The 19,301-nt window shown below is 64.6% G+C and carries 15 protein-coding genes and 1 pseudogene; 4 read left to right on the plus strand and 12 right to left on the minus strand.

Translation table 11 applies throughout. The annotated features are described in order from the left end of the window. Positions 1–352: 352 nt before the first annotated feature. Positions 353–638 (minus strand): annotated as a pseudogene (locus HLH29_RS18070) (transposase); the annotation flags it as partial. Positions 639–969: 331 nt separating this feature from the next. On the opposite strand from HLH29_RS18070, the gene HLH29_RS18075 reads away from it, so the two are divergent. Next, positions 970–2,220 (plus strand): hypothetical protein, encoded by a 1,251-nt coding sequence (locus HLH29_RS18075; protein WP_182968775.1) that lies wholly within the window; start codon positions 970–972, stop codon positions 2,218–2,220. A gap of 381 nt (positions 2,221–2,601) precedes the next feature. Here the strand turns inward: HLH29_RS18075 and HLH29_RS18080 are convergent, their stop codons facing one another. From HLH29_RS18080 to hpnA, 9 genes are all read right to left on the minus strand, one after another. Continuing rightward, positions 2,602–4,983, minus strand: a complete 2,382-nt coding sequence (locus HLH29_RS18080) for a phosphoketolase family protein (protein WP_182968776.1) — start codon at positions 4,981–4,983, stop codon at positions 2,602–2,604. Positions 4,984–5,056: 73 nt separating this feature from the next. After that, positions 5,057–6,253 carry an acetate/propionate family kinase gene (locus HLH29_RS18085; protein WP_182968777.1) on the minus strand — a complete coding sequence of 399 codons (1,197 nt, stop codon included), beginning with the start codon at positions 6,251–6,253 and terminating at the stop codon, positions 5,057–5,059. Between the two features lie 225 nt (positions 6,254–6,478). Continuing rightward, positions 6,479–7,117: a phosphorylase family protein gene (locus HLH29_RS18090; protein ID WP_182968794.1), complete on the minus strand. Its 639-nt coding sequence runs from the start codon at positions 7,115–7,117 to the stop codon at positions 6,479–6,481. Between the two features lie 83 nt (positions 7,118–7,200). After that, positions 7,201–9,192, minus strand: a complete 1,992-nt coding sequence (gene shc / locus HLH29_RS18095; RefSeq protein WP_182968778.1) for a squalene--hopene cyclase — start codon at positions 9,190–9,192, stop codon at positions 7,201–7,203. Positions 9,193–9,262: 70 nt separating this feature from the next. After that, positions 9,263–10,561, minus strand: a complete 1,299-nt coding sequence (hpnE, locus tag HLH29_RS18100) for a hydroxysqualene dehydroxylase HpnE (protein WP_182968779.1) — start codon at positions 10,559–10,561, stop codon at positions 9,263–9,265. Positions 10,562–10,565: 4 nt separating this feature from the next. Further along, on the minus strand, positions 10,566–11,447 hold the full coding sequence (gene hpnD / locus HLH29_RS18105) for a presqualene diphosphate synthase HpnD (RefSeq protein WP_182968780.1): 882 nt from the start codon (positions 11,445–11,447) through the stop codon (positions 10,566–10,568). Between the two features lie 82 nt (positions 11,448–11,529). Next, a complete protein-coding gene (gene hpnC / locus HLH29_RS18110) occupies positions 11,530–12,435 on the minus strand; it encodes a squalene synthase HpnC (protein ID WP_182968781.1) in 906 nt (301 codons plus the stop codon). Continuing rightward, positions 12,432–13,601, minus strand: a complete 1,170-nt coding sequence (locus tag HLH29_RS18115; protein WP_182968782.1) for a glycosyltransferase — start codon at positions 13,599–13,601, stop codon at positions 12,432–12,434. Before HLH29_RS18115 ends, hpnC begins: the two co-directional genes overlap by 4 nt. A gap of 16 nt (positions 13,602–13,617) precedes the next feature. Then, on the minus strand, positions 13,618–14,613 hold the full coding sequence (gene hpnA / locus HLH29_RS18120; protein ID WP_182968783.1) for a hopanoid-associated sugar epimerase: 996 nt from the start codon (positions 14,611–14,613) through the stop codon (positions 13,618–13,620). Positions 14,614–14,809: 196 nt separating this feature from the next. Between hpnA and HLH29_RS18125 the strand changes: the two genes are divergently transcribed. From HLH29_RS18125 to HLH29_RS18135, 3 genes are all read left to right on the plus strand, one after another. Continuing rightward, positions 14,810–15,856, plus strand: a complete 1,047-nt coding sequence (locus HLH29_RS18125; protein WP_182968784.1) for a lysylphosphatidylglycerol synthase domain-containing protein — start codon at positions 14,810–14,812, stop codon at positions 15,854–15,856. Between the two features lie 13 nt (positions 15,857–15,869). Continuing rightward, positions 15,870–16,787, plus strand: a complete 918-nt coding sequence (locus HLH29_RS18130; protein WP_182968785.1) for a prephenate dehydrogenase/arogenate dehydrogenase family protein — start codon at positions 15,870–15,872, stop codon at positions 16,785–16,787. 144 nt (positions 16,788–16,931) lie between these two features. Then, positions 16,932–17,585 (plus strand): HPP family protein, encoded by a 654-nt coding sequence (locus HLH29_RS18135; RefSeq protein WP_182968786.1) that lies wholly within the window; start codon positions 16,932–16,934, stop codon positions 17,583–17,585. Between the two features lie 20 nt (positions 17,586–17,605). Here the strand turns inward: HLH29_RS18135 and HLH29_RS18140 are convergent, their stop codons facing one another. Further along, on the minus strand, positions 17,606–17,974 hold the full coding sequence (locus tag HLH29_RS18140; RefSeq protein ID WP_246374417.1) for a DUF488 domain-containing protein: 369 nt from the start codon (positions 17,972–17,974) through the stop codon (positions 17,606–17,608). A 68-nt stretch (positions 17,975–18,042) separates the two neighbouring features. Continuing rightward, positions 18,043–19,251: an NO-inducible flavohemoprotein gene (gene hmpA, locus HLH29_RS18145; RefSeq protein WP_182968787.1), complete on the minus strand. Its 1,209-nt coding sequence runs from the start codon at positions 19,249–19,251 to the stop codon at positions 18,043–18,045. Between the last annotated feature and the right edge of the window lie 50 nt (positions 19,252–19,301).

Raw genomic sequence — 19,301 nt, forward strand, 5'->3', positions numbered from 1 at the left:
ATCTCCTGCCGCATCCTCACCTCCCAAACAACGTCAATAACGACGTCGTTAACGACGTGAACTTACCAATCACCCAATCCGATCATAAGGCGGCCATGAGCGGCCGGTTACCTATGAAATGACGAGCGGCGTGGATTCTGCTTCTCTTGCCGGGGAGGACCTGGCTGATACAGCAGGCCGAATTGAAGGCTCTGGTCGAGAGCCGAGCTGGCTTGGCAGCGTGACGGTGTGGCACGCCGGGAGACTGTCAGGAATTTTGCGTAAGAGGCGTTGTTCATGTTGTTGATCAGACGGTCGCGCGTGCGAAGCGTTCACCGAAGAGAATGGTGAACTGGGCCTTTGCCCTGTAGACAATGGCCGCATATTTTCGGCCCCAGAGGCTTATCGGTAAAGGCGGACAGAGCAGCTTTTCCAACCTCGCCGTACCGCCCGGTAAATATCCCTCAGGGCAGCACCAGAGCTTCGAGGAAGCAGGGCGCGGATAGCGTCCGGGAAGCCCTTCAGCCCGTCGACCACGGCCAGCAGGATATCCTCGACGCCGCGATGGCAGAGTGCGTTCATGACGCGGGGTCAGAATTTGGCGCCTCGTTCTGCTCGATCCACTGGCCGAGGACTTCCCTGATGCCGTCGGCGCGCACAGCCTGCCGATGCAGGAACGCGGCAGTGTCTGATGCTACACGATTTGATGGATACGAAAGAGCAGACGGAGGTAAGGCGACAGCGGATTGATATATAGCACGAAACTATGCTGTTGCAGCAGCTTCTGGAGCCAACCGAGCGACACTTGCGTCGATGCAACGGAATACCGCGGAAGGGCTTTCATCTCTTCCTCGCAGAAGATTCCGCGCAAGCGCTGCCGTCTCCCCAAGCAGAGACAAATATCAGTATAAATTAACTAAATATTAGATTTTTATGAAATATTCTAGATAACGGCGCTTTAGAAGCAACACAAAAAATATCAGGTCCATCATGAAGGTCGATAAGTTCAAAGAAAACGATTTTGTTTCTGTAAATTACTCAATAATAGAAGAAAAAAACGACATGATTGTCGTTACAATAAGTGGGGTGGGGCACGAAGATCAGTCAGAAACCTATATTCTTCTCGAAGATTCTATGAATTTTTCAAATTTAATCGGAATAACGAATAAGAAAAGAGATTTTTTCTTAAACGAATGCACGGAAGAATTATTCCAATACATAGAAACATACGTGGGGAAATTCGAAAGAAAAATTCTAATCTCGCACTCAATGGGTGGGTATTTGGGATTTTTGTTGAATGAAAGATGTGCTTTCGACTTTTGTTTTATTTGCAGTCCATACCTTTCCCTAGACTGTAACGAGCTGTCACTGAAATCAGAAGAAATAGAAGCTTTAGACAAGAAACTTAATTATTTTCGTATTGAAGACAAAAAAAGATCTTTGGTGAAATTGTCTTCAATAAACCATATAAACGAGGACTCCTTTTTTATTGTTTTTGACCCATACCAAAAAGAAGATGAAAAACTATTTAGTCTGGTTTCAAAAAAATTCCCCGGCATGTTTTTATTACTTCTCCCAGATATTGGGCACTTATCTCTATATGTGATCGAACGAAGCCGTACACTCTCAGAATATATGATTAAAAACATAGGAAAAAATATAGACAAAAATTATATTTACGACCTAGCTTTGGAAATACTAACTTGGTATTCAAAAAAAATATCGGATAAAAAATCCAACTATTTTGTTCTCAATCAAATCTACTACATCAAACAGCAAAAAGATAAAATTTGCTATTTCGAATTTCTGCTGAAAGGCGAATATATACCACACGTCTCAGAATATAGATTTGTCTTGAATAAATATGGATATATACTTTGCTTTAATTTATCAGAAGCCGGATATTGCTGGTATGAAACTCCATTTCTTGATGGAGAGTCTCTTCCTGTTTTATTTAAAAAAGAAGGCATCGATGTGGAGTATCCATTTGCATATTACAATGAAAAATATACAAAAATAGATAACAAGGAATTGGTTGAAACCCTATCATCTTTTCCAAGTGAAAATCGTATGTTTGTTGACTTCTCAGAGCGTTCCGTTGATTTTTTGTACGAAAAACTGAATTACCATGATGGCTTAAACATTCTTGCAGTATTAAACTACAACGATCAAAAATATAATCCGCGGGAAAAAGGATTTTTTCATACATTGAAAAAATCAATTGGGAGATTCTACAAATAACCCATAAACGTTTGGCGCCTCTGGTGCGATTATCCGCCAGAGGCTTGATATATATTATAAAAACACGCCGCCGCAGCCGTCAGCACAACAGCCTTTCAAAAGGTCTGATACCAAAAGACGTAGCCACCGGCTCCTGTGCGAAATGACGAGCGGCATGGACTCTGATTCTCTGGCTGGGAAGGCTCTGGTCGAGAGCCGAGCCGGCCGCCGCCCCTTGAGAAAGGGGGCGCTCCCGCCCCCCCCCAGTCCCATCACCCAAGCGCCTACCAGGCCCTGAACCAAAATCGCGCCTGTTCGCATATCGCTCAACCGCGTTCAGAGATCCTGACCGACCACAATCTCCTGAACAAGATGGGCTAGCCGTGCCGTTAACAGGCCCGCCTACGACCAGCGCCAGGCCTCGATCTCCGGCATGTCACGGCCATGTTCCGCGATATAGCGGGTATGATCGACCAGCTTGTCGCGGATCGCCTGCTTGGCATAGGCAGCCCGGGTCGCCAGTCCCGGCACGCGGTCGATGACGTTCGAGACCAGATGGAACCGGTCGAGATGGTTGCGCACCACCATGTCGAACGGCGTCGTGGTCGACCCTTCCTCGCGGAACCCGTGGACATGGAAATTCCGCGCATTCGCCCGGCGATAGATCAGCTTGTGGATCAGTTGCGGATAGCCATGGAAGGCAAAGATCACCGGCCGGTCCACGGTGAACAGAGCATCGAAGCCCGCATCGTCCAGCCCGTGCGGATGCTGGCTGGGGGAATCCAGCGTCATCAGGTCCACGACATTGACCACGCGCACCTTCAGCTCCGGCGCATGCTCGCGCAGCAGCTTGACCGCCGCCAGGGTCTCCAGCGTCGGCACGTCGCCGGCACAGGCCATGATCACATCGGGCTCGCCGCCCTTGTCGTTGCTGGCCCATTCCCAGATGCCGATGCCCGCCTCGCAATGGCGGATCGCATCGTCCAGCCCCAGCCATTGCGGCTCGGGCTGCTTGCCGGCCACGATCACGTTGATGCGGTCCCAGCTTTGCAGGCAGTGGGCAGTGGTCCACAGCAGGGTATTGGCATCGGGCGGCAGATAGACGCGGACGAACTCGGCCTTTTTGTTGATCACATGGTCGATGAAGCCCGGGTCCTGATGGCTGAAGCCGTTATGGTCCTGGCGCCAGACATGCGAGGTCAGCAGGTAGTTCAGCGACGCGATCGACCGCCGCCACGGCACCTCGGTCGCGGTCTTCAGCCATTTGGCATGCTGGTTCACCATCGAATCGATGATGTGGATAAACGCCTCGTAGCACGACAGGAAACCGTGCCGACCGGTCAGCAGATAGCCTTCCAGCCATCCCTGGCAGGTATGCTCGCTCAGGATTTCCATCACATGCCCGTCGCGCGCCAGATGGTCGTCATAATCCAGCGTCTCGGCGTTCCACGCCCGGTTCGTCACATCCAGCACCGCGTTCAGACGGTTGGAATTGTTCTCGTCCGGCGACAGAACCCGGAAATTGCGCGATTCCAGGTTCAGCTTCATCACGTCGCGCAGCCAATCGCCCATCACGCGCGTACTCTCGCCGGTCTCATGCCCCGGGCTGGTAACCGCAACCGCATAATCGGCAATGTCGGGCAGCCGCAGCGGGCGCTTCAACTGGCCGCCATTGGCATGCGGGTTGTCGCTCATCCGTAACGTGCCGGCGGGCGCCAGGGCCGCGATCTCGGGGAACAGCCGCCCGGATTCGTCGAACAATTCTTCCGGCTTGTAGCTGCGCAGCCAGCTCTCCAGCGCCTGCAGATGCCCCGGATGCGTCAGGTCCGAGAACGGCACCTGATGCGACCGCCAGTAGCCCTCCGTCCGCAGCCCGTCGATCGCCTTCGGGCCGGTCCAGCCCTTGGGGCTGCGCAGCACGATCATCGGCCAGGCCGGGCGCTCGGTCTTTCCGTCCTCGCGCGCCGCCTTCTGGATGGCGGCGATGCGGTCGAACGCCAGATCCATGGCCGCCGCCATCTTCTGGTGCATCGGGTCCGGATCATGCCCCTCGACGAAGATCGGCTCATAGCCATAGCCACGCAGCAGCGCCGCCAGTTCACGGGGCGCGATGCGGGCCAGGATCGTCGGGTTGGCGATCTTGTAGCCGTTCAGATGCAGGATCGGCAGCACCGCGCCATCGGTCGCGGGATCGACGAATTTGTTGCTGTGCCACGAGGTCGCCAGCGGCCCGGTCTCGGCCTCGCCATCGCCGATCACGCAGGCCACGACCAGGTCCGGATTATCGAACGCCGCGCCATAGGCGTGCGACAGCGAATAGCCCAGCTCGCCGCCCTCATGGATCGAACCCGGCGTGGTGGCGGCCGCGTGGCTGGGAATGCCGCCGGGGAACGAGAACTGCTTCATCAGCCGCCCCAGCCCCTCCAGATCCTGCGACACTTCAGGGAAATATTCGCTGTAGGTGCCTTCCAGATAGGTGCTGGCGACGATGCCCGGCGCCCCATGCCCCGGCCCGGCAATGAAGAGCACGGACGTATCGCGCGCCCGGATGATGCGGTTGAGATGCAGCCAGAGGAAATTCAGCCCCGGCGTGGTGCCCCAATGGCCCAGCAGGCGCGGCTTGGTATGCTCCAGTTGCAACGGCTCGCGCAGCAGCGGATTGGCCATCAGATAGATCTGCCCGACGGACAGGTAATTGGCGGCATGCCACCAGCGATTGAACAGGGCGAGTTCGGTTTCCGAAAGAGGCGCGACCGACGGGGCCTCCGAAAGGGGCTCGTTCATTTTCGTTCCTTCCCTTTGACGTTTCCGGCCGGCGTCATGCCCGTGCCGGGACTATGCCTGCATCAGATCGGGCCTACATCAGACTGGCCGCGACGTGACGGCGGATCATGCTCTCCTCGTCCGTCGGGATCACCCGGACTTCCACCGCGCTGTCCGGGGTGCTGATCACGGCCGCATGGGCATCGTTGGCGACCGGGTCCAGCCGCACGCCCAGCCAGGACAGGCGGGCGCAGGCCGCCTGACGGATGGCGGCATCATGCTCGCCGATCCCGGCGGTAAAGACCAGCCCATCCAGGCCGCCCAGCACCGGGATCATGCCGCCGATCTGCTGCGCCAGGCGATAGGTGAACATCTCCAGCGCCTCGCGGGCGGCCGCATCGCCAGCCGCGCGGTCCTGCAGGTCCCGCACGTCGCTGGACACACCCGACAGGCCCAGCAGGCCGGCCTGATGATACAGCACCTTCTCGATTCCCGCCGCGTCCAGCCCCTCGGCGCGCATCATGTACAGCAGCACGCCCGGATCGATCTGGCCGCAGCGCGTGCCCATCACCAGCCCGTCAAGGACCGAGAAGCCCATCGTGGTCTCGATGCTGCGCCCCGCCGCCATCGCGCACAGGCTGGCACCGTTGCCCAGATGCGCCACGATCGTCCGCCCCGCCGCCAGCCGGGACGACAGGCCAGGCAGGGTTGACGCGATATATTCGTAGGACAGGCCATGGAACCCATACCGCCGCACACCCTTGGCGTCATAACTGGCGGGCAGCGGCAGACGCGTCGCGGTGGCGGGCAGCGTGTGGTGGAAGGCGGTATCGAAACAGGCGATCTGCGGCAGGTCGGGCCGCAGCGCCAGCAGGGCGCGGATCGGCCCCAGGCTGGCCGGCTGGTGCAGCGGCGCCAGCGGCGTCAGCGCGTCCAGCCGCGCCAGGGTCTCGGGCGTGATGCGGATCGGGGCCGCGTATTCGGCCCCGCCATGGACCACCCGATGCCCCACCCCCAGCAGCGGCACGTCCCCCAGATGGGACGTCACCCAGTCCAGCAGGCTGGCCACCGGGCCATGATGCGGGTCCTCACCCTCCGGTGCCGGCTCCGGCCAGGTCTGATCGACCAGCACCGAGCCGTCAGCCCCCGTGGCGCGGAAATGCGGATGGGTATGCAGCCCTTCCAGCTGGCCATGCGCAATGCGGCGCGCCTCGGCCCCCGGCTCCTGATGGAACAGGGTGAACTTTACGCTGGAAGAGCCGGCATTGAGCGCAAGAATTGCCGTCGCCATGGAAGCACCGTTCCCTGTGTTGTCCGCTATGCCACGTACCCTAACGCCCGGCTGGGGCATGGATCATTGACCCGTATCAAGGTTCCTTGGGCAAGCGTTCCCGTTCTTTTTTGAAAAAAAGAACCAAAAAACTTTTGATTTTTAAAGGAAAAATCCAACGGGCTTCGTACGATGGCAAACAGATAAAAGTCTTTTTGCTTCTTTTTCTTCAGAAAAAGAAGACCCTTAAGACCCGCCCCGCGCAACATCCCCCAACACCCGCACAGCCCGCCTGCGCGCCTGCGCCGCATCGCGCCCCAGCGCGATCAGGGCGGGAATCTGGGCAGGCCGACGCAGAACGCTGAGGAGAATCCCCCCCAGCCCGATCCCACCATCAGGCCGCAGCGCCAGCACCGCCGCCGGCGGCAAAGTCCGGCCCGCCGGGTCGCACACCACGCGCAGCACCGCAAACGGCAGGCCAGCCCGTTCCGCACCTTCGGCGACGAAGCCGCTTTCCATGTCCAGCCCGGCGCAGCCGGTCGTCCGGAATAGCGCACCCTTGCGCCCGGCGGTCGCCACGATGTCGTCGCTATGCAGCAGGTCGGTACCCACCCGGTCGGGCCGCCCATCGCCCAGCCAAGCCAGCAGGGCGGGTGCCGCCGCCAGAATCCGCCCATCGGGCAGCCGCACATGCCGGGGCACCAGCACCGCGCCGGGCCGAAGATCGGGATCGAGCCCGGCCGCCAGCCCGAAGGAGAGAAGCCCATCCACCCCGTGCCGCACCAACTCATCGACAGCGGCCCGCGCCCCCGCGGCGGTGGCACCGCTGATACCGACCCGCGCGGCAGGCAAGGCCGCCCGGACCAGCGCGGCCTCGGCTTCCATACCGACCACGACGCCCAGGCGCGCCGGGGCCGGCGCGACAACGTCGAGCCGCACGGCCGGCACCACGTCAGGTCCGGACACGATCAGAAACCGAACGCGACGCGGCGGGTGTTGCTGGATTCCAGATTGCGATAGCGCGCCAGCGCCATCAGCGGGAAGAACTGCCGATAACCGTGGTAGCGCAGGTAGAAGACCTTGGGGAACCCGACGGCATTATACGGGTCCTCGTCCCATTCGCCGTCTTCCTTCTGCGTGCGGGCCAGATAGGCCATGCCCTGCGCCACGGCGGGGTCGTCGCGCAGGCCGGCGGCCATCAGGCCCAGCGTCGCCCACGCCGTCTGCGACGGCAGGCTCTCGGTATAGATGCCCGCCGTGGCGCCCTCATAGGTCGCGCAATCCTCGCCCCAGCCACCATCCTCGCGCTGGACCGAACGCAGCCAGTCCACCGCGCGCACAATGGCGGGGTCGTCATGCGACATGCCGGCGACGTTCAGCGCGCACAGCACCGACCATGTGCCATAGATGTAATTGGTGCCCCAGCGGCCGAACCAGCAGCCCTCGGCTTCCTGGTCGGTGCGCAGATAGGCGATCCCCCGCTCGATCACCGGCCGATCCTCGGGACGGCCGAGCTGGGCGAGGAACGAGACGCAGCGTGCGGTCACATCGGCGGTCGGCGGGTCCAGCAGCGCGCCATGATCGGCGAAGGGAATATGGTTGAGAAATTCCATATTATTGTCGATGTCGAACGCACCCCAACCGCCATTGGTGCTCTGCATGCCAATGATCCACTGGCGCGCACGCTCGATCGCCTCGTGATGGGCCGGGTCGCCCTCGCGGTGCAGCAGCATCCCGACCACGGCCGTATCGTCCACGTCGGGGTAGTAATCGTTATTATACTGGAAAGCCCAGCCGCCGGGGGCCACATCGGGGCAGTTGATCGCCCAGTCGCCCTTCACGTTCAGGATCTGCCGGTCCAGCAGCCAGCACGCGGCGGCGGCCAGCTTCTTCTTCGTCTCTTCCGGGCAAATACCCTCGGGGCCGGACGCGGCCTCGATCATCGCATGACCGGCCAGGCCGGTATCCCAGATCGGCGAGACACAGGGCTGGCAATAGGCCTCGTCGCCATGCTCCACCAGCAGGCGCCGCACCGATTCCCACGCCGTCGCGGCGCGCGGGTCGCTGTCGGGCACGCCCAGCGCGCGATACATCATCACGGAATTGGCCATGGCGGGATAGATCGCGCCCAGCCCGTCCACCCCGTTCAGGCGCGGCTCGATGAAATCGACCGCCGCCTTGATCGCGCGGCGGCGCGTCGCCTCGGGGATCAGCCGCTCGCCGGGGCGGATCACCTTGTCCACATATTTGAACACCCGGCCCAGCGGCGACCGGTAGGGGCCGCGGATCCAGTCCCGCACCTGCGCGGGCGGGGTGACGAACAGTTCGGGCACATGCACGTCACGCGGATTGATCGCGCGCGGCCGCAGCGCCGCCAGCACCAGCAGCGGCGCAATCACCGTCCGCGACCAGTAGGACATATTCCAGACCGAGAAGAACGCGCGGCGCGGCAGCAGCATCAGCTCGACCGGCATTGCGGGCGTGGCATGCCACGGCACCTCGCCGAACAGGGCCAGCTGGAAACGGGTGAAGACGTTGCTGCGCTCCGCCCCGCCATGGTCCAGGATCGCGGCGCGCGCGCGCGCCATATGCGGGGCGTTGATATCGTCGCCGATCGCCTTCAGCGCGAAATACGCCTTCACCGAAGCCGACAGGTCGAACCTGCCGCCATGATAGAGCGGCCAGCCGCCATGATCGCCCTGGATGCGCCGCAGATACACGCCGATCCGCGCTTCCAGCGCCGGCTCGATCCGGTCCAGATAATGTTCCAGCAGCACATATTCCGCCGGAATGGTGGCATCGGCTTCCAGCTCGAACACCCAGTGCCCGTCATCGTTCTGCCGGCGGCCCAGCGCCGCATGCCCGGCATCGACCGCCTGGTCGATCTCGATCATCGGTACGGCCAGGTCCGCGACATCGGCGGAAGGACGTTCAAGGGTATCGGTCGCGTTCACCATCATTCCATTGTCTCCCGCCCCCAAGGCGGGACCTGTGCAAAAATGCCAGCCATTCACAATTCCGGCGGCTGGCTCATCGCCGGATAGGGTCGCGGGCGGCACGGGCCGCAGTCACGCCGGACCTGATCGCACCTTCGATTGTCGCGGGCAATCCCGTCGCCGTCCAGTCCCCCGCCAGAAACAGGTTGTCCAGCCCGGTGCGCGCGGGCGGCCGCAGCCGCTCCTGCGCCGGGGTTGCGGCAAAGGTGGCCCGCCGCTCCCGCACCATGCGCATGGGGGGCATGTCCACCGGAAGGGGCAGCGCCAGGGCCGGATCGACCGCGGCGCGGACCTCGGACCAGATCACGGCCGCCAGTTCGTCATTGTCCCGGTCGGCATAACGGTTGGCGGCGCTGACGGTCACGGACAGGATATCATCCTTGACGAACACCCATTCGCTGACCCCGCCGACAACGCCGATAAAGCGTGCCCGGCCCAGCGCCCCGAGCGGCTTCGGCGCCGGGTCCAGGCGGAAATGGACATTGACGATGCTCTCGAACGCATCGGGCACGCGCAGGCCGGGCAGCACGCCGGCCAGCAGATCGGCCGCCACCGGCGCGGTCACCGCCATGATGACCATATCGTCCTCATCCACCGTCACCTCGCCATCCGGCAGGCGCAGGCCCGTGACACGGCCACCGGCCGCCACGATGCCCGACACGCGGCACCCGGTGCGCACCTCCGCCTTCATCAGCGCCAGATGGTCCAGCGCCGGATCGACAAAGCTTTCCGACAGGCCGACGGCGGGGAAGCGCGGCAGACAGGCCCGACCGCCCTTGGCCAGGCTTTCGCGGATCACCGCCCCCAGCAGGGCGGCGCTACCGGTCTCGCACATCGTGTTCAGGGCCGAGATCGCGAACGGTTCCAGCAGCCGGGTCGACAACATGCCCGGCAACAGGCATTCGGCCACCGTCTGCTCCGGCCCCGCCCGCATCAGCCGGGTCAGCGACCGGATCTCTCCCAGCCGCATGCCCGGCACCCGCCGGTGCTTCGACAGCAGCCAGAACGGGATCAGCCCCCGCGACAGATCCAGCGTCCAGCGCGACCGATCGCCCAGATCGACGAAGGGAAAGATCGGCCGGTCGGGACCAACCAGCGTCTTTTCCGCCCCGACCAGGCCCAGATAGCGCAACACCGCATCGTTGGCCGACAGCAGCAGATGATTGCCATTGTCGATCCGGCAGCCCAGATGCCGGTCGTAATAGGACCGCGCCCGCCCGCCGCAGGCCGGACCGGCCTCATAGACCGTCAGCCGCCCGCCGCTGCCCGCCAGCTCAACCGCCGCCGACAGGCCGGCCAGCCCGCCGCCGACAATATGGACATGCCCCGCCATCGCGTTATCCGACCAGCGCGCGGGCAGCGATCAGCAGCTTGCGCGGCCGCGACAGCGACACGCGCCGTTCCGGATGGCGCCAGCCCTGCCGCTCCTGAGCCGTCAGGATGGCGCCATAGGTCGCCCCCATCAGCCGCGCCGGCCGCATCGCCTGCCGGTTGCACCGCGCCATCGCCCGATGGGCAGCGCGGAAATGGTCGCGCGCACGCCCCGCCAGCACCCGGCACACGCCCTCCAGCCCCTGGGCACGCGGCGCCCGCGCGGGGTCGAGCGGCACGTTGAAACGGGCCAGCAATTCGCGCGGCAGATACAGCCGGCCGAGCCGCGAATCCTCGGCCACGTCGCGCAGGATATTCGTGATCTGCAAGGCGCGGCCCAGATGATAGGCCACCTGATCGGCCTCCTCCGACGCATCGCCGAACACCCGCACCGACAACCGCCCCACGGCCGAGGCCACCCGGTCGCAATAGAGATCGAAAATCGCCTCGTCCGGCGCGACGACGGGGCCGCGCGCGTCCATCATCATTCCGTCGATCACCGCCTCGAAATCCGCCTGCCGCAGCGAGAAGCGCGCGATCACCACCGCCAGCACCCGATCCAGCGCATCACGGGTCCGGCCTTCATACAGGCCGGCAATCCGCCGCCGCCAGGCTTCCAGCCGCGCTTCCTTGTCCTCGGTCGCACCTTCATCGTCCGCCACGTCATCCACCAGCCGGCAGAAAGCATAGACGGCATACATGCCATAGCGCCGATCGGGCGGCAGGATGCGCATGCCCTTGCCGAACGAGGTGCCCGACGCGCTGACCACAGCCTCGACCTGCGCCAGATCGGCCGGATCGCATCCCAGGGGAGGAGCCTGAACCGTGCGTGCCCGCGTCAATGCCATTCCCACCTTCCCGTTTCCGTCATCCGTTCATTCCGCAGCAGCGGTTTAGGGCGGATTGCCGCCCAAGACAAAATCCCGCCCATCAGGGAAGCACGCGCAGCGCGCCCGCCAGCGCGCCCACGGCATCGCCGCGCGTCAGCTTCACCCGCCCGGCCAGCGGGTCCTGCCGCCGCAGCCGCACGGCCAGCCGACGCGCCAGACCGACGATCACGGCGCAATACAGCCGCATGCGCCGGTCGCGTACCAGCCCCGGCAGGCGCCCTGCCTCGTCATTCAACGCATCCACGCGGTCCAGCAGCGCATTCATCACCCGCCGCAGCCCCGGCGAGGCATAAGCCGCCCGCAGATCGTCCACCGACGCGCCCTCGCGCGCCAGCCAGGGCAGCGGCAGATAGCAGCGGTCGAGCGTGCGCAGATCGTCCGCGCAATCCTGCAAATGGTTCAGCACCTGCAAGGACGTGCACAGCGCATCGGACGGGCCGAAGGTGGCCGCGCTCTCGCCATGCAGCCCCAGCAGGAAACGCCCGACCGGATTGGCGGAATAGCGGCAGTAATCGGCCAGCTCCTCCCAGGATTCATAGCGGTTCTCCACCGCATCGCGGCGAAAGGCCACGATCAGGTCGGTCGCGGTTTCGACCGGCACCCCGGTCACGGCCAGCGTGCGGCGGACACGCACCGCCGTCTGGGCATCGCGGCGCAGCGGCGCCTCGCGCCGGCCCAGCACCACGTCTTCCATCGCATCCAGCCGCGCGATCTTGGCTTCGGACGTCAGCCGGTCATTGTCGACGATATCGTCGATCACCCGCGCGAAATCGTAATAGGCATGGACATGCGGGCGCAGCCGCCGGCTGATCAGCAGCGAACCGACGGGAAAATTCTCGTCCGCCGCCCCCTTGCCGGACGACACATCCTCGGTCCCCCATACGTCCTGATCGGTGCGCAGGGCGTCCTGCCGGCTCTGGGTCGCGTTCACATGCTGTCCTGTCATTTTGGCGGGGCGTTCCCGGTGGGTTCACGATAGGCGCGGCTTTTCCACACCACGCCGCGCCCCCGATGATGGTCGACGGCCGACCCGATGGTGGCGGCGGTATAGAATACGGCCACCAGCGGCAACAGCACGGCCCAGGCCGGCGAGAGGCGGAAGCGCCGCAGCGTCGGCACGAAGGACGCCATCGAGGCGACCCAGGCCAGGGCGCCCAGCAGGCGCGGCAACCCATGCCCGAACAGCGCCAGCAGCATCGGCGCGATCCAGACCAGCACCATGCCCAGCACGGTGCCCCCCAGCATCAGCGGCGAATAGCGCAACTGCACATAGGCGGTACGGGCCACCATGCGCCAGACATCGGCCGGGTGCGGATAGGGCCGGATCGAACGCGCCAGCCGGCTGTGCCCCAGATAGAGCCGCCCCCCGCTGCGCTTGACGTGCATGGCCAGGGTGCAATCGTCGATCAGCGCGCCACGCAGCGATTCAATGCCGCCGATGCGCGCCAGCGCGGCACGATGGATCAGGATCGACCCGCCCGCCGCCCCGGCAACGCGGCTGCGCGGATCGTTGACCCGCGCGAACGGATAGAGCAGCGCGAAGAAGAAGACGAAGGCCGGCACCAGCAGCTGCTCGGCCACGCTGGCGCAGTTCAGCTCCACCATCTCCGACACCATGTCCAGCCCGTCGGTCCGGGCCTTGGCCACCAGGGTCGCGACATGGGCCGGATCATGGGTGATGTCGGCATCGGTCAGGAACACGTAGCCATTATCCTCCGGCACCTGACGCCGAGCCTCGGCCACGCCCTGGGCAACGGCCCACAGCTTGCCGCTCCAGCCCGGCGGCCGTTCGCGGCCGGTCACGACGGTCAGCCGGCGCAGCGGGTCGGGCACCGCGCGCGCCAGGTCGCCGGTGCCGTCGGTGCTGCCGTCGTCCACCAGGATCAGGCGCAGCGGACCGGGATAGGACTGCCCCAGCAGAGACCCCACGCAGGCCTGGACCGACCCGGCCTCGTCCCGGGCCGGAACGACGACACAGACCGGCGGCCAGTCGGCCATACCGGCGGGGGAAACAGGGTCCAGAATCGGCCCCCCCTGCCAGAAACGGCCATGGAAACAGATCAGGACCAGCCAGACCAGGGCGCAGAGCAGCGCCGTCAGCAGCAGGAGCATCGTCTTGGCGTCCGTCTTATTTCAGCATGCCGCTCTGGCGGAACCACGCCACCGCATCCGTCACCGCGTCCTGCGCCGGACGCGGGGCATAGCCCAGTTCCCGCTCGGCCTTGGCGGATGAAAAGAACATCTTCTTCCGCGACATGGCCAGCATCTCGCGCGTCACGCGCGGCGCGATGCCGAACCCGCGCGACAGCCATTCCGACGCCACCGCCACCGGCCAGATCACCTCCTGCGGCAGGCTGATGCGCGGCGGCTTCACACCCGCGATCTGCGCCGTCATGGCGAACAGCTCGTTCAGCGCCAGGTTCTCGCTGCCCAGGATGTATTTCTCGCCGATCCGCCCACGCTCCAGCGCCAGGGCGTGCCCCTCCGCCACATCATCGACATGGACGATGTTCACGCCGGTATCGACATAGGCCGGCATGCGCCCGGCCGCACAGTCCAGGATCATCTGGCCGGTGGGCGTGGGCTTGATGTCGCGCGGCCCCACGGGCGTCGAGGGATTCACGATCACCGCCGGCAGGCCACGCTCGCGCACCAGGCGCAGCACCTCCTGCTCCGCCCGGTATTTCGAGCGCTTGTAGATGCCGATGACCGCATGTTCATGGACCGGCGTGTCCTCGTCCGACACCGTGCCGTCGCCGATCAGCCCCAGCGCCGCAACCGAGGAGCAATAGACGATCCGCTCCACCCCCGCCTCCTGCGCCGCCAGCATCAGCCGCCGCGTGCCCTCCACGTTCGCCGTCATCATCGGCGCCGGGTCGGGCACCCACAGCCGATAGTCGGCGGCGACGTGAAACACATAGCGGCAGCCGCGCACCGCATCGGCAAAGGTCGCGGGGGCCGACAGGTCGCCCTCGACCATTTCGGCCGGCAGGTCGCGGATATTGGTCAGGTCGGCGCCCTTGCGGGCCATCAGCCGCAGGCTGTGCCCCCGTTGCAACAGCGTACGGGCAACGGCCGAACCGACGAATCCGGTCGCGCCGGTAACAAGCGTGGGGGCAGTCATGATCCGATCAAATGCTCCGGCAGGTTCCATCCACACGGCCCAGGGGGCCGCCAGGACGGCGGAAGGCGGGGCACCATTTATCCCGACACCACATGGTGGCGCCAGACCCTCCTCTGGTGTAAGTCAGGCCCAACCCATGCGTCGGCACGGTCCCCGCGGGCCGGCCACGGCGCGGCAGACGAAGTGCGGTCAATCCTTGAAAAAGCTCACGATCCTGCTGGCCTTCCTGGGACTGGCCCTGATTACCGGATGTACCGCATGGCTCGGTGCGGGCTCCGTGCTGAAGGCCGTCCTGTCCATCGGCCTCGTCGGATTCGGCGCCACGATCCTCGCGCAGCTTGCAGTGGATGCAATCCTGGGTGTTGCCTGGCACGCAGCCTGCCGCGAGATCGGGCTGGGACACCTGACAATGGCCCGCATGGTCCGCGACGCTGCGGCGACCTGCCTGCCCTTCTCGCAGCTCGGCGGCATCCTGATCGGCATCCGCGCGACCGGTGCCAAGGCGTCGCCCCGTACCGGCGGCCGGTCGATCGACTGGCCCGAGGCCGCCAGCGCCAACATCGTCGACCTCACGACCGAAGTTCTGGGTCAGATCGTCTTCGTGCTGATCGCGGTGGTGTTCCTGGTGGCGCACCAGCAATCCAGCCCGTTCGCCAAGCCGGTGATCATCGGCACGCTGCTGTTGGCACTGGGCATCGGCGGCTTCATCTGGACGCAGCAGCATGGCGGCACCATCCTCAAGCGCATGGCGCGGGGGCTGAGCCGCAACATCGCCTCGCAATGGCACAGCGCGATGCTCAGCAGCGCCGACACACTGCAACAGAAGCTGGACGAAGTCTGGTCGCATCCCGGCCGCATCGCCGAAGCCGCGATCGCCCATCTGGTCGCCTGGATCGGCAGCGCCGCCGCCATCTGGGTGGGCTATTATTTCCTGGGCGCGCATCTCAGCCTGACCGGCGCCATCGCCATCGAGGGCGTGGCCTGCGGCATCATGTCCGTCTCGTTCCTGGTCCCGGCCGGCCTGGGCGTGCAGGAAGCCGCCTATATCGCCCTGGGTTCGGCCTTCGGCATCGACCCGTCGGTCTCGCTGGGCCTGTCGCTGCTGCGCCGGGGCCGCGACCTGGCGATCGGCATCCCCGTCCTGCTGCTGTGGCAGGCGTCCGAGGTGCGCCGCCTGCGCGGCAACCGGCGGGACACCGCCCCCGAGGATAGCGGCTATCCCGCCTCCGAACGTTCGCGCTGAACCGATCCGACCCATGACCGACCGACCGACCACGCCCTCCCTGCCCGCGTCCCCCCTGTTCGGCACGCTGGCCGTCATCGGACCCGGCCTGATCGGCTCCTCGATCCTGCGCCGCGCCCAACGGGACGGCACGATCGCCGCCGAACTGGTGGCCTGCGACATCGACCCCGCCGCCCGCCAGCGGATCGCGGAACTGGGCATCGCCGACCGGGTGGAATCCGATCCCCTCCTCGCCGCCGCCGACGCCGACTGCGTCATCCTGTGCGTACCCGTGGGCGCGATCGCATCGGTCGGCGCGCAGATCCTGCCGGCCATGAAGCCCGGCGCAATCCTCAGCGAGGTCGGCTCGACCAAGCAGTCGATCATCACCGCCATCGCCCCGGCGCTGCGGCCCGACATCCCCTTCGTGCCGACCCACCCGATGGCAGGCACCGAATATTCAGGCCCCGACGCCGGCTTCGCCACGCTGTTCGACGACCGCTGGTGCCTGCTGACCCCGCTGGAAGAGACCGACCCGGCCGCCACCACGCTCATCGAGACGCTATGGCACCGCCTGGGCGCGCGCACGCGCATCATGGACCCGGCCCATCACGACCGCGTCTGCGCCATCGTCAGCCACCTGCCGCATCTGCTCGCCTTCACCATCTGCGGCACCGCCGACGACCTGGCGGACGAAACCCGCTCCGAAGTGCTGGATTTCGCGGCCTCGGGCTTCCGCGACTTCACCCGCATCGCGGCGTCGGATCCGGTGATGTGGCGCGACATCTTCCTCAACAACCGCGAGGCCCTGCTGGAAATGCTGGCCCGCTTCATGGAAGACGCCCAGGCGATGGCCCGCGCCATCCGCTGGGGCGACGAGGATTTCATCGTCGACCGTATCGAACGCGGCCGCCACATCCGCCGCAGCCTGATCGAAAACCGCCAAGCCTGACAGCGCGACCAGATGCGCGGGCGCCATACCCGCGCTTGCGGTCGCACCCAATAAGGTTCATAAAAAATATACCTTATTATCGGTTCCGAAACGACCTGAAAAGGCCCCACGATCGGGGCTTACGAGAGCCCATCGCACGAACAGATGACGAAAACGCCCTCCTTCCGCGCCGCAGGCGGCAGTCTGATCGGAATCACCCTCTCCTGCCTGGCGGGCGCCGCCATCGCGCCGGCGGCCGCATCTTCAATCGTCGCGCCAATCGGGGCATCGGCGGTGCTGGCCTTTGCCGTACCGTCCAGCCCCCTGGCAACGCCGCGGGCCATCATTCTGGGCAATACGCTGTCGGCAGCGATCGGCGTCGGGGTCTCATGCCTGCCGGGCATTCCCCTCCCGCTGGCCAGCGGACTCGCGGTCATGCTGGCCATCGCCGCGATGTTCGCCGCGCGCGCCCTCCACCCGCCGGGGGGTGCCGCGGCGCTGACGGCCGTGTTGGCCCATCCGGCAGCCCATGGCATGGGCGGCGCGCTGCTGTTTCCCTTTTTCCCCGTCGCGCTGAATTCCGTCATCCTGACGGTGGCCGCGATCGTCTTCCACCGCGCGACAGGCCATGTCTATCCGCATGTGCCGGTACCCGCCCCTGCGGTTCCGGCGCCGTATTTCACCCATTCCGACATCCAGACGGCACTGGAGCGCATGCCCGACCCGCTCGACGTGGTCCCGGGCGACATCGAGCAGCTTCTGGCCCTGGCCGAACAGGCCGCCGCCGACCGCCGCCGCGGCATACAACCCGCCACCTAGCGGACCGGACCGGCGGCGCTTCAGACCCCGCGCAGAAAATCCCGCAACACCAGCGCATGGTTGTGCGCCAGATCATGCGCCGCATACAGCAGCGTGACCTTTTCCTTCTCCGCCAGCGCGGCCAGTTGCGCGATTTCCGGATTCCCGGCATCCAGCTCCTGACGATACCGGATCTGGAACGCCGCCCAGCGCGCCGGATCATGCCCGAACCAGTGCCGCAGATCCGGGCTGGGCGCCACGTCCTTCAGCCACAGATCCATCTTCAGGTCCTCTCTGCGCACGCCACGCGGCCACAGACGATCCACCAGCACGCGCACGCCGTCACCGGGCTCGGGCGCGTCATAAACGCGCTTGAGCCCGATTTCGGACATATGGCTCTTCTCCACCATGACCGCTCCTTTCGCTTCTCATCGGATGTCCGCAGGACACCGCCTCCGGACATCCACATGGCTGCCGATCAGACGACGAGTTCGGGATCGGCCGCCGAACCGAAGAACTCGTAGCGGATCTGCGCGGCCGGCAATTCCGCCTCCCGCAGGGTGCCCACCATGTCCCGCATGAACGAGTCGGGGCCACAGATATAATAGGTTGCGCCCCGGTCGAGCGTCTCACGCAGCCAGCCCCTGCTGATCCGTCCGGCATGCCGCGTCACACCCGCTCCGCCATCGTGCGCGGACACATCCGCATGGGCGAAGAAGAAATCCGCCGCCAGCATGCCACGCGCGGCCAGGTCGCACACTTCGGGAACGAACGCCGCCGTCTCCGGCGTGTCCGAACCATGCACATAGCGCACCGGCCGCCCGGCATTCCCTGCCAGTTCCGCCAGCATCGAGACGGCAGGCGTCAGCCCCACGCCGGCCGTCAGCAGCACCACCGCGCCCTTCGCCGTCTCGTCCAGCACGAAATCGCCCGCCGGATTGGCGACCAGAAGCTCCGCACCTTCCTGCACATGGTCCTGCAGCCACGGCGACACCACGCCCCCGTCCGCACGCCGGACACTGATCCGGTAGTGGTCCGCGCCGGGCGCCGAGGAGATGCTGTAGTTGCGGCGCTGCGTCTCATGACCGGGCACGTCCAGCTTGAAGCTGAGATACTGCCCCGCCTTGTGCCGCACGATCACGCCGCCATCCGCCGGCACCAGTTCGAACGAAACGATCGCGGGTGTTTCCTGTTTCCGCGCGCGGACACGGAACGCGCGCCAGCCCGTCCAGCCACCCGGCGCCGCTTCATGCGCGTCATAGATCTGCTTCTCGCGGCCGATCAGGATGTCGGCCAGGAACCAGTACGCCTTGCCCCACGCATCCAGGATGTCCGGCGTCGCGGCATCGCCCAGCACATGCCCGATAGCCCCCAGCAGGGCTTCGGCCACGTACGGATAATGCTCCGGCAGGATATTCAGGCCGACATGCTTCTCCGCGATGCGCTCGACCATCCCGCCCAGCGCGCCCAGCCTGTCGATATGTTCGGCATAGGCCAGCACCGCCAGCGCCAGCGCCTTGGGCTGCTCGCCATCGCGCTGATGGGACATGTTGAACAGGTCGCGGATTTGCGGATGCGCCAGCAGGCGCTTGTACATTTCCGTCGTGATGTCCACGCCATGCGCCTTCAGCGCCGGAACGGTGGCACGAATGATCGCACGGGTCGTCTCGTCAAGGGGAGCGGACATGGCTCGATCCTTTAAGGTTTATTTTACATATACCTTTTCGGGCACATTGG

It is taken from the genome of Gluconacetobacter tumulicola, from assembly GCF_014174215.1.
Taxonomy (GTDB): domain Bacteria; phylum Pseudomonadota; class Alphaproteobacteria; order Acetobacterales; family Acetobacteraceae; genus Gluconacetobacter; species Gluconacetobacter tumulicola.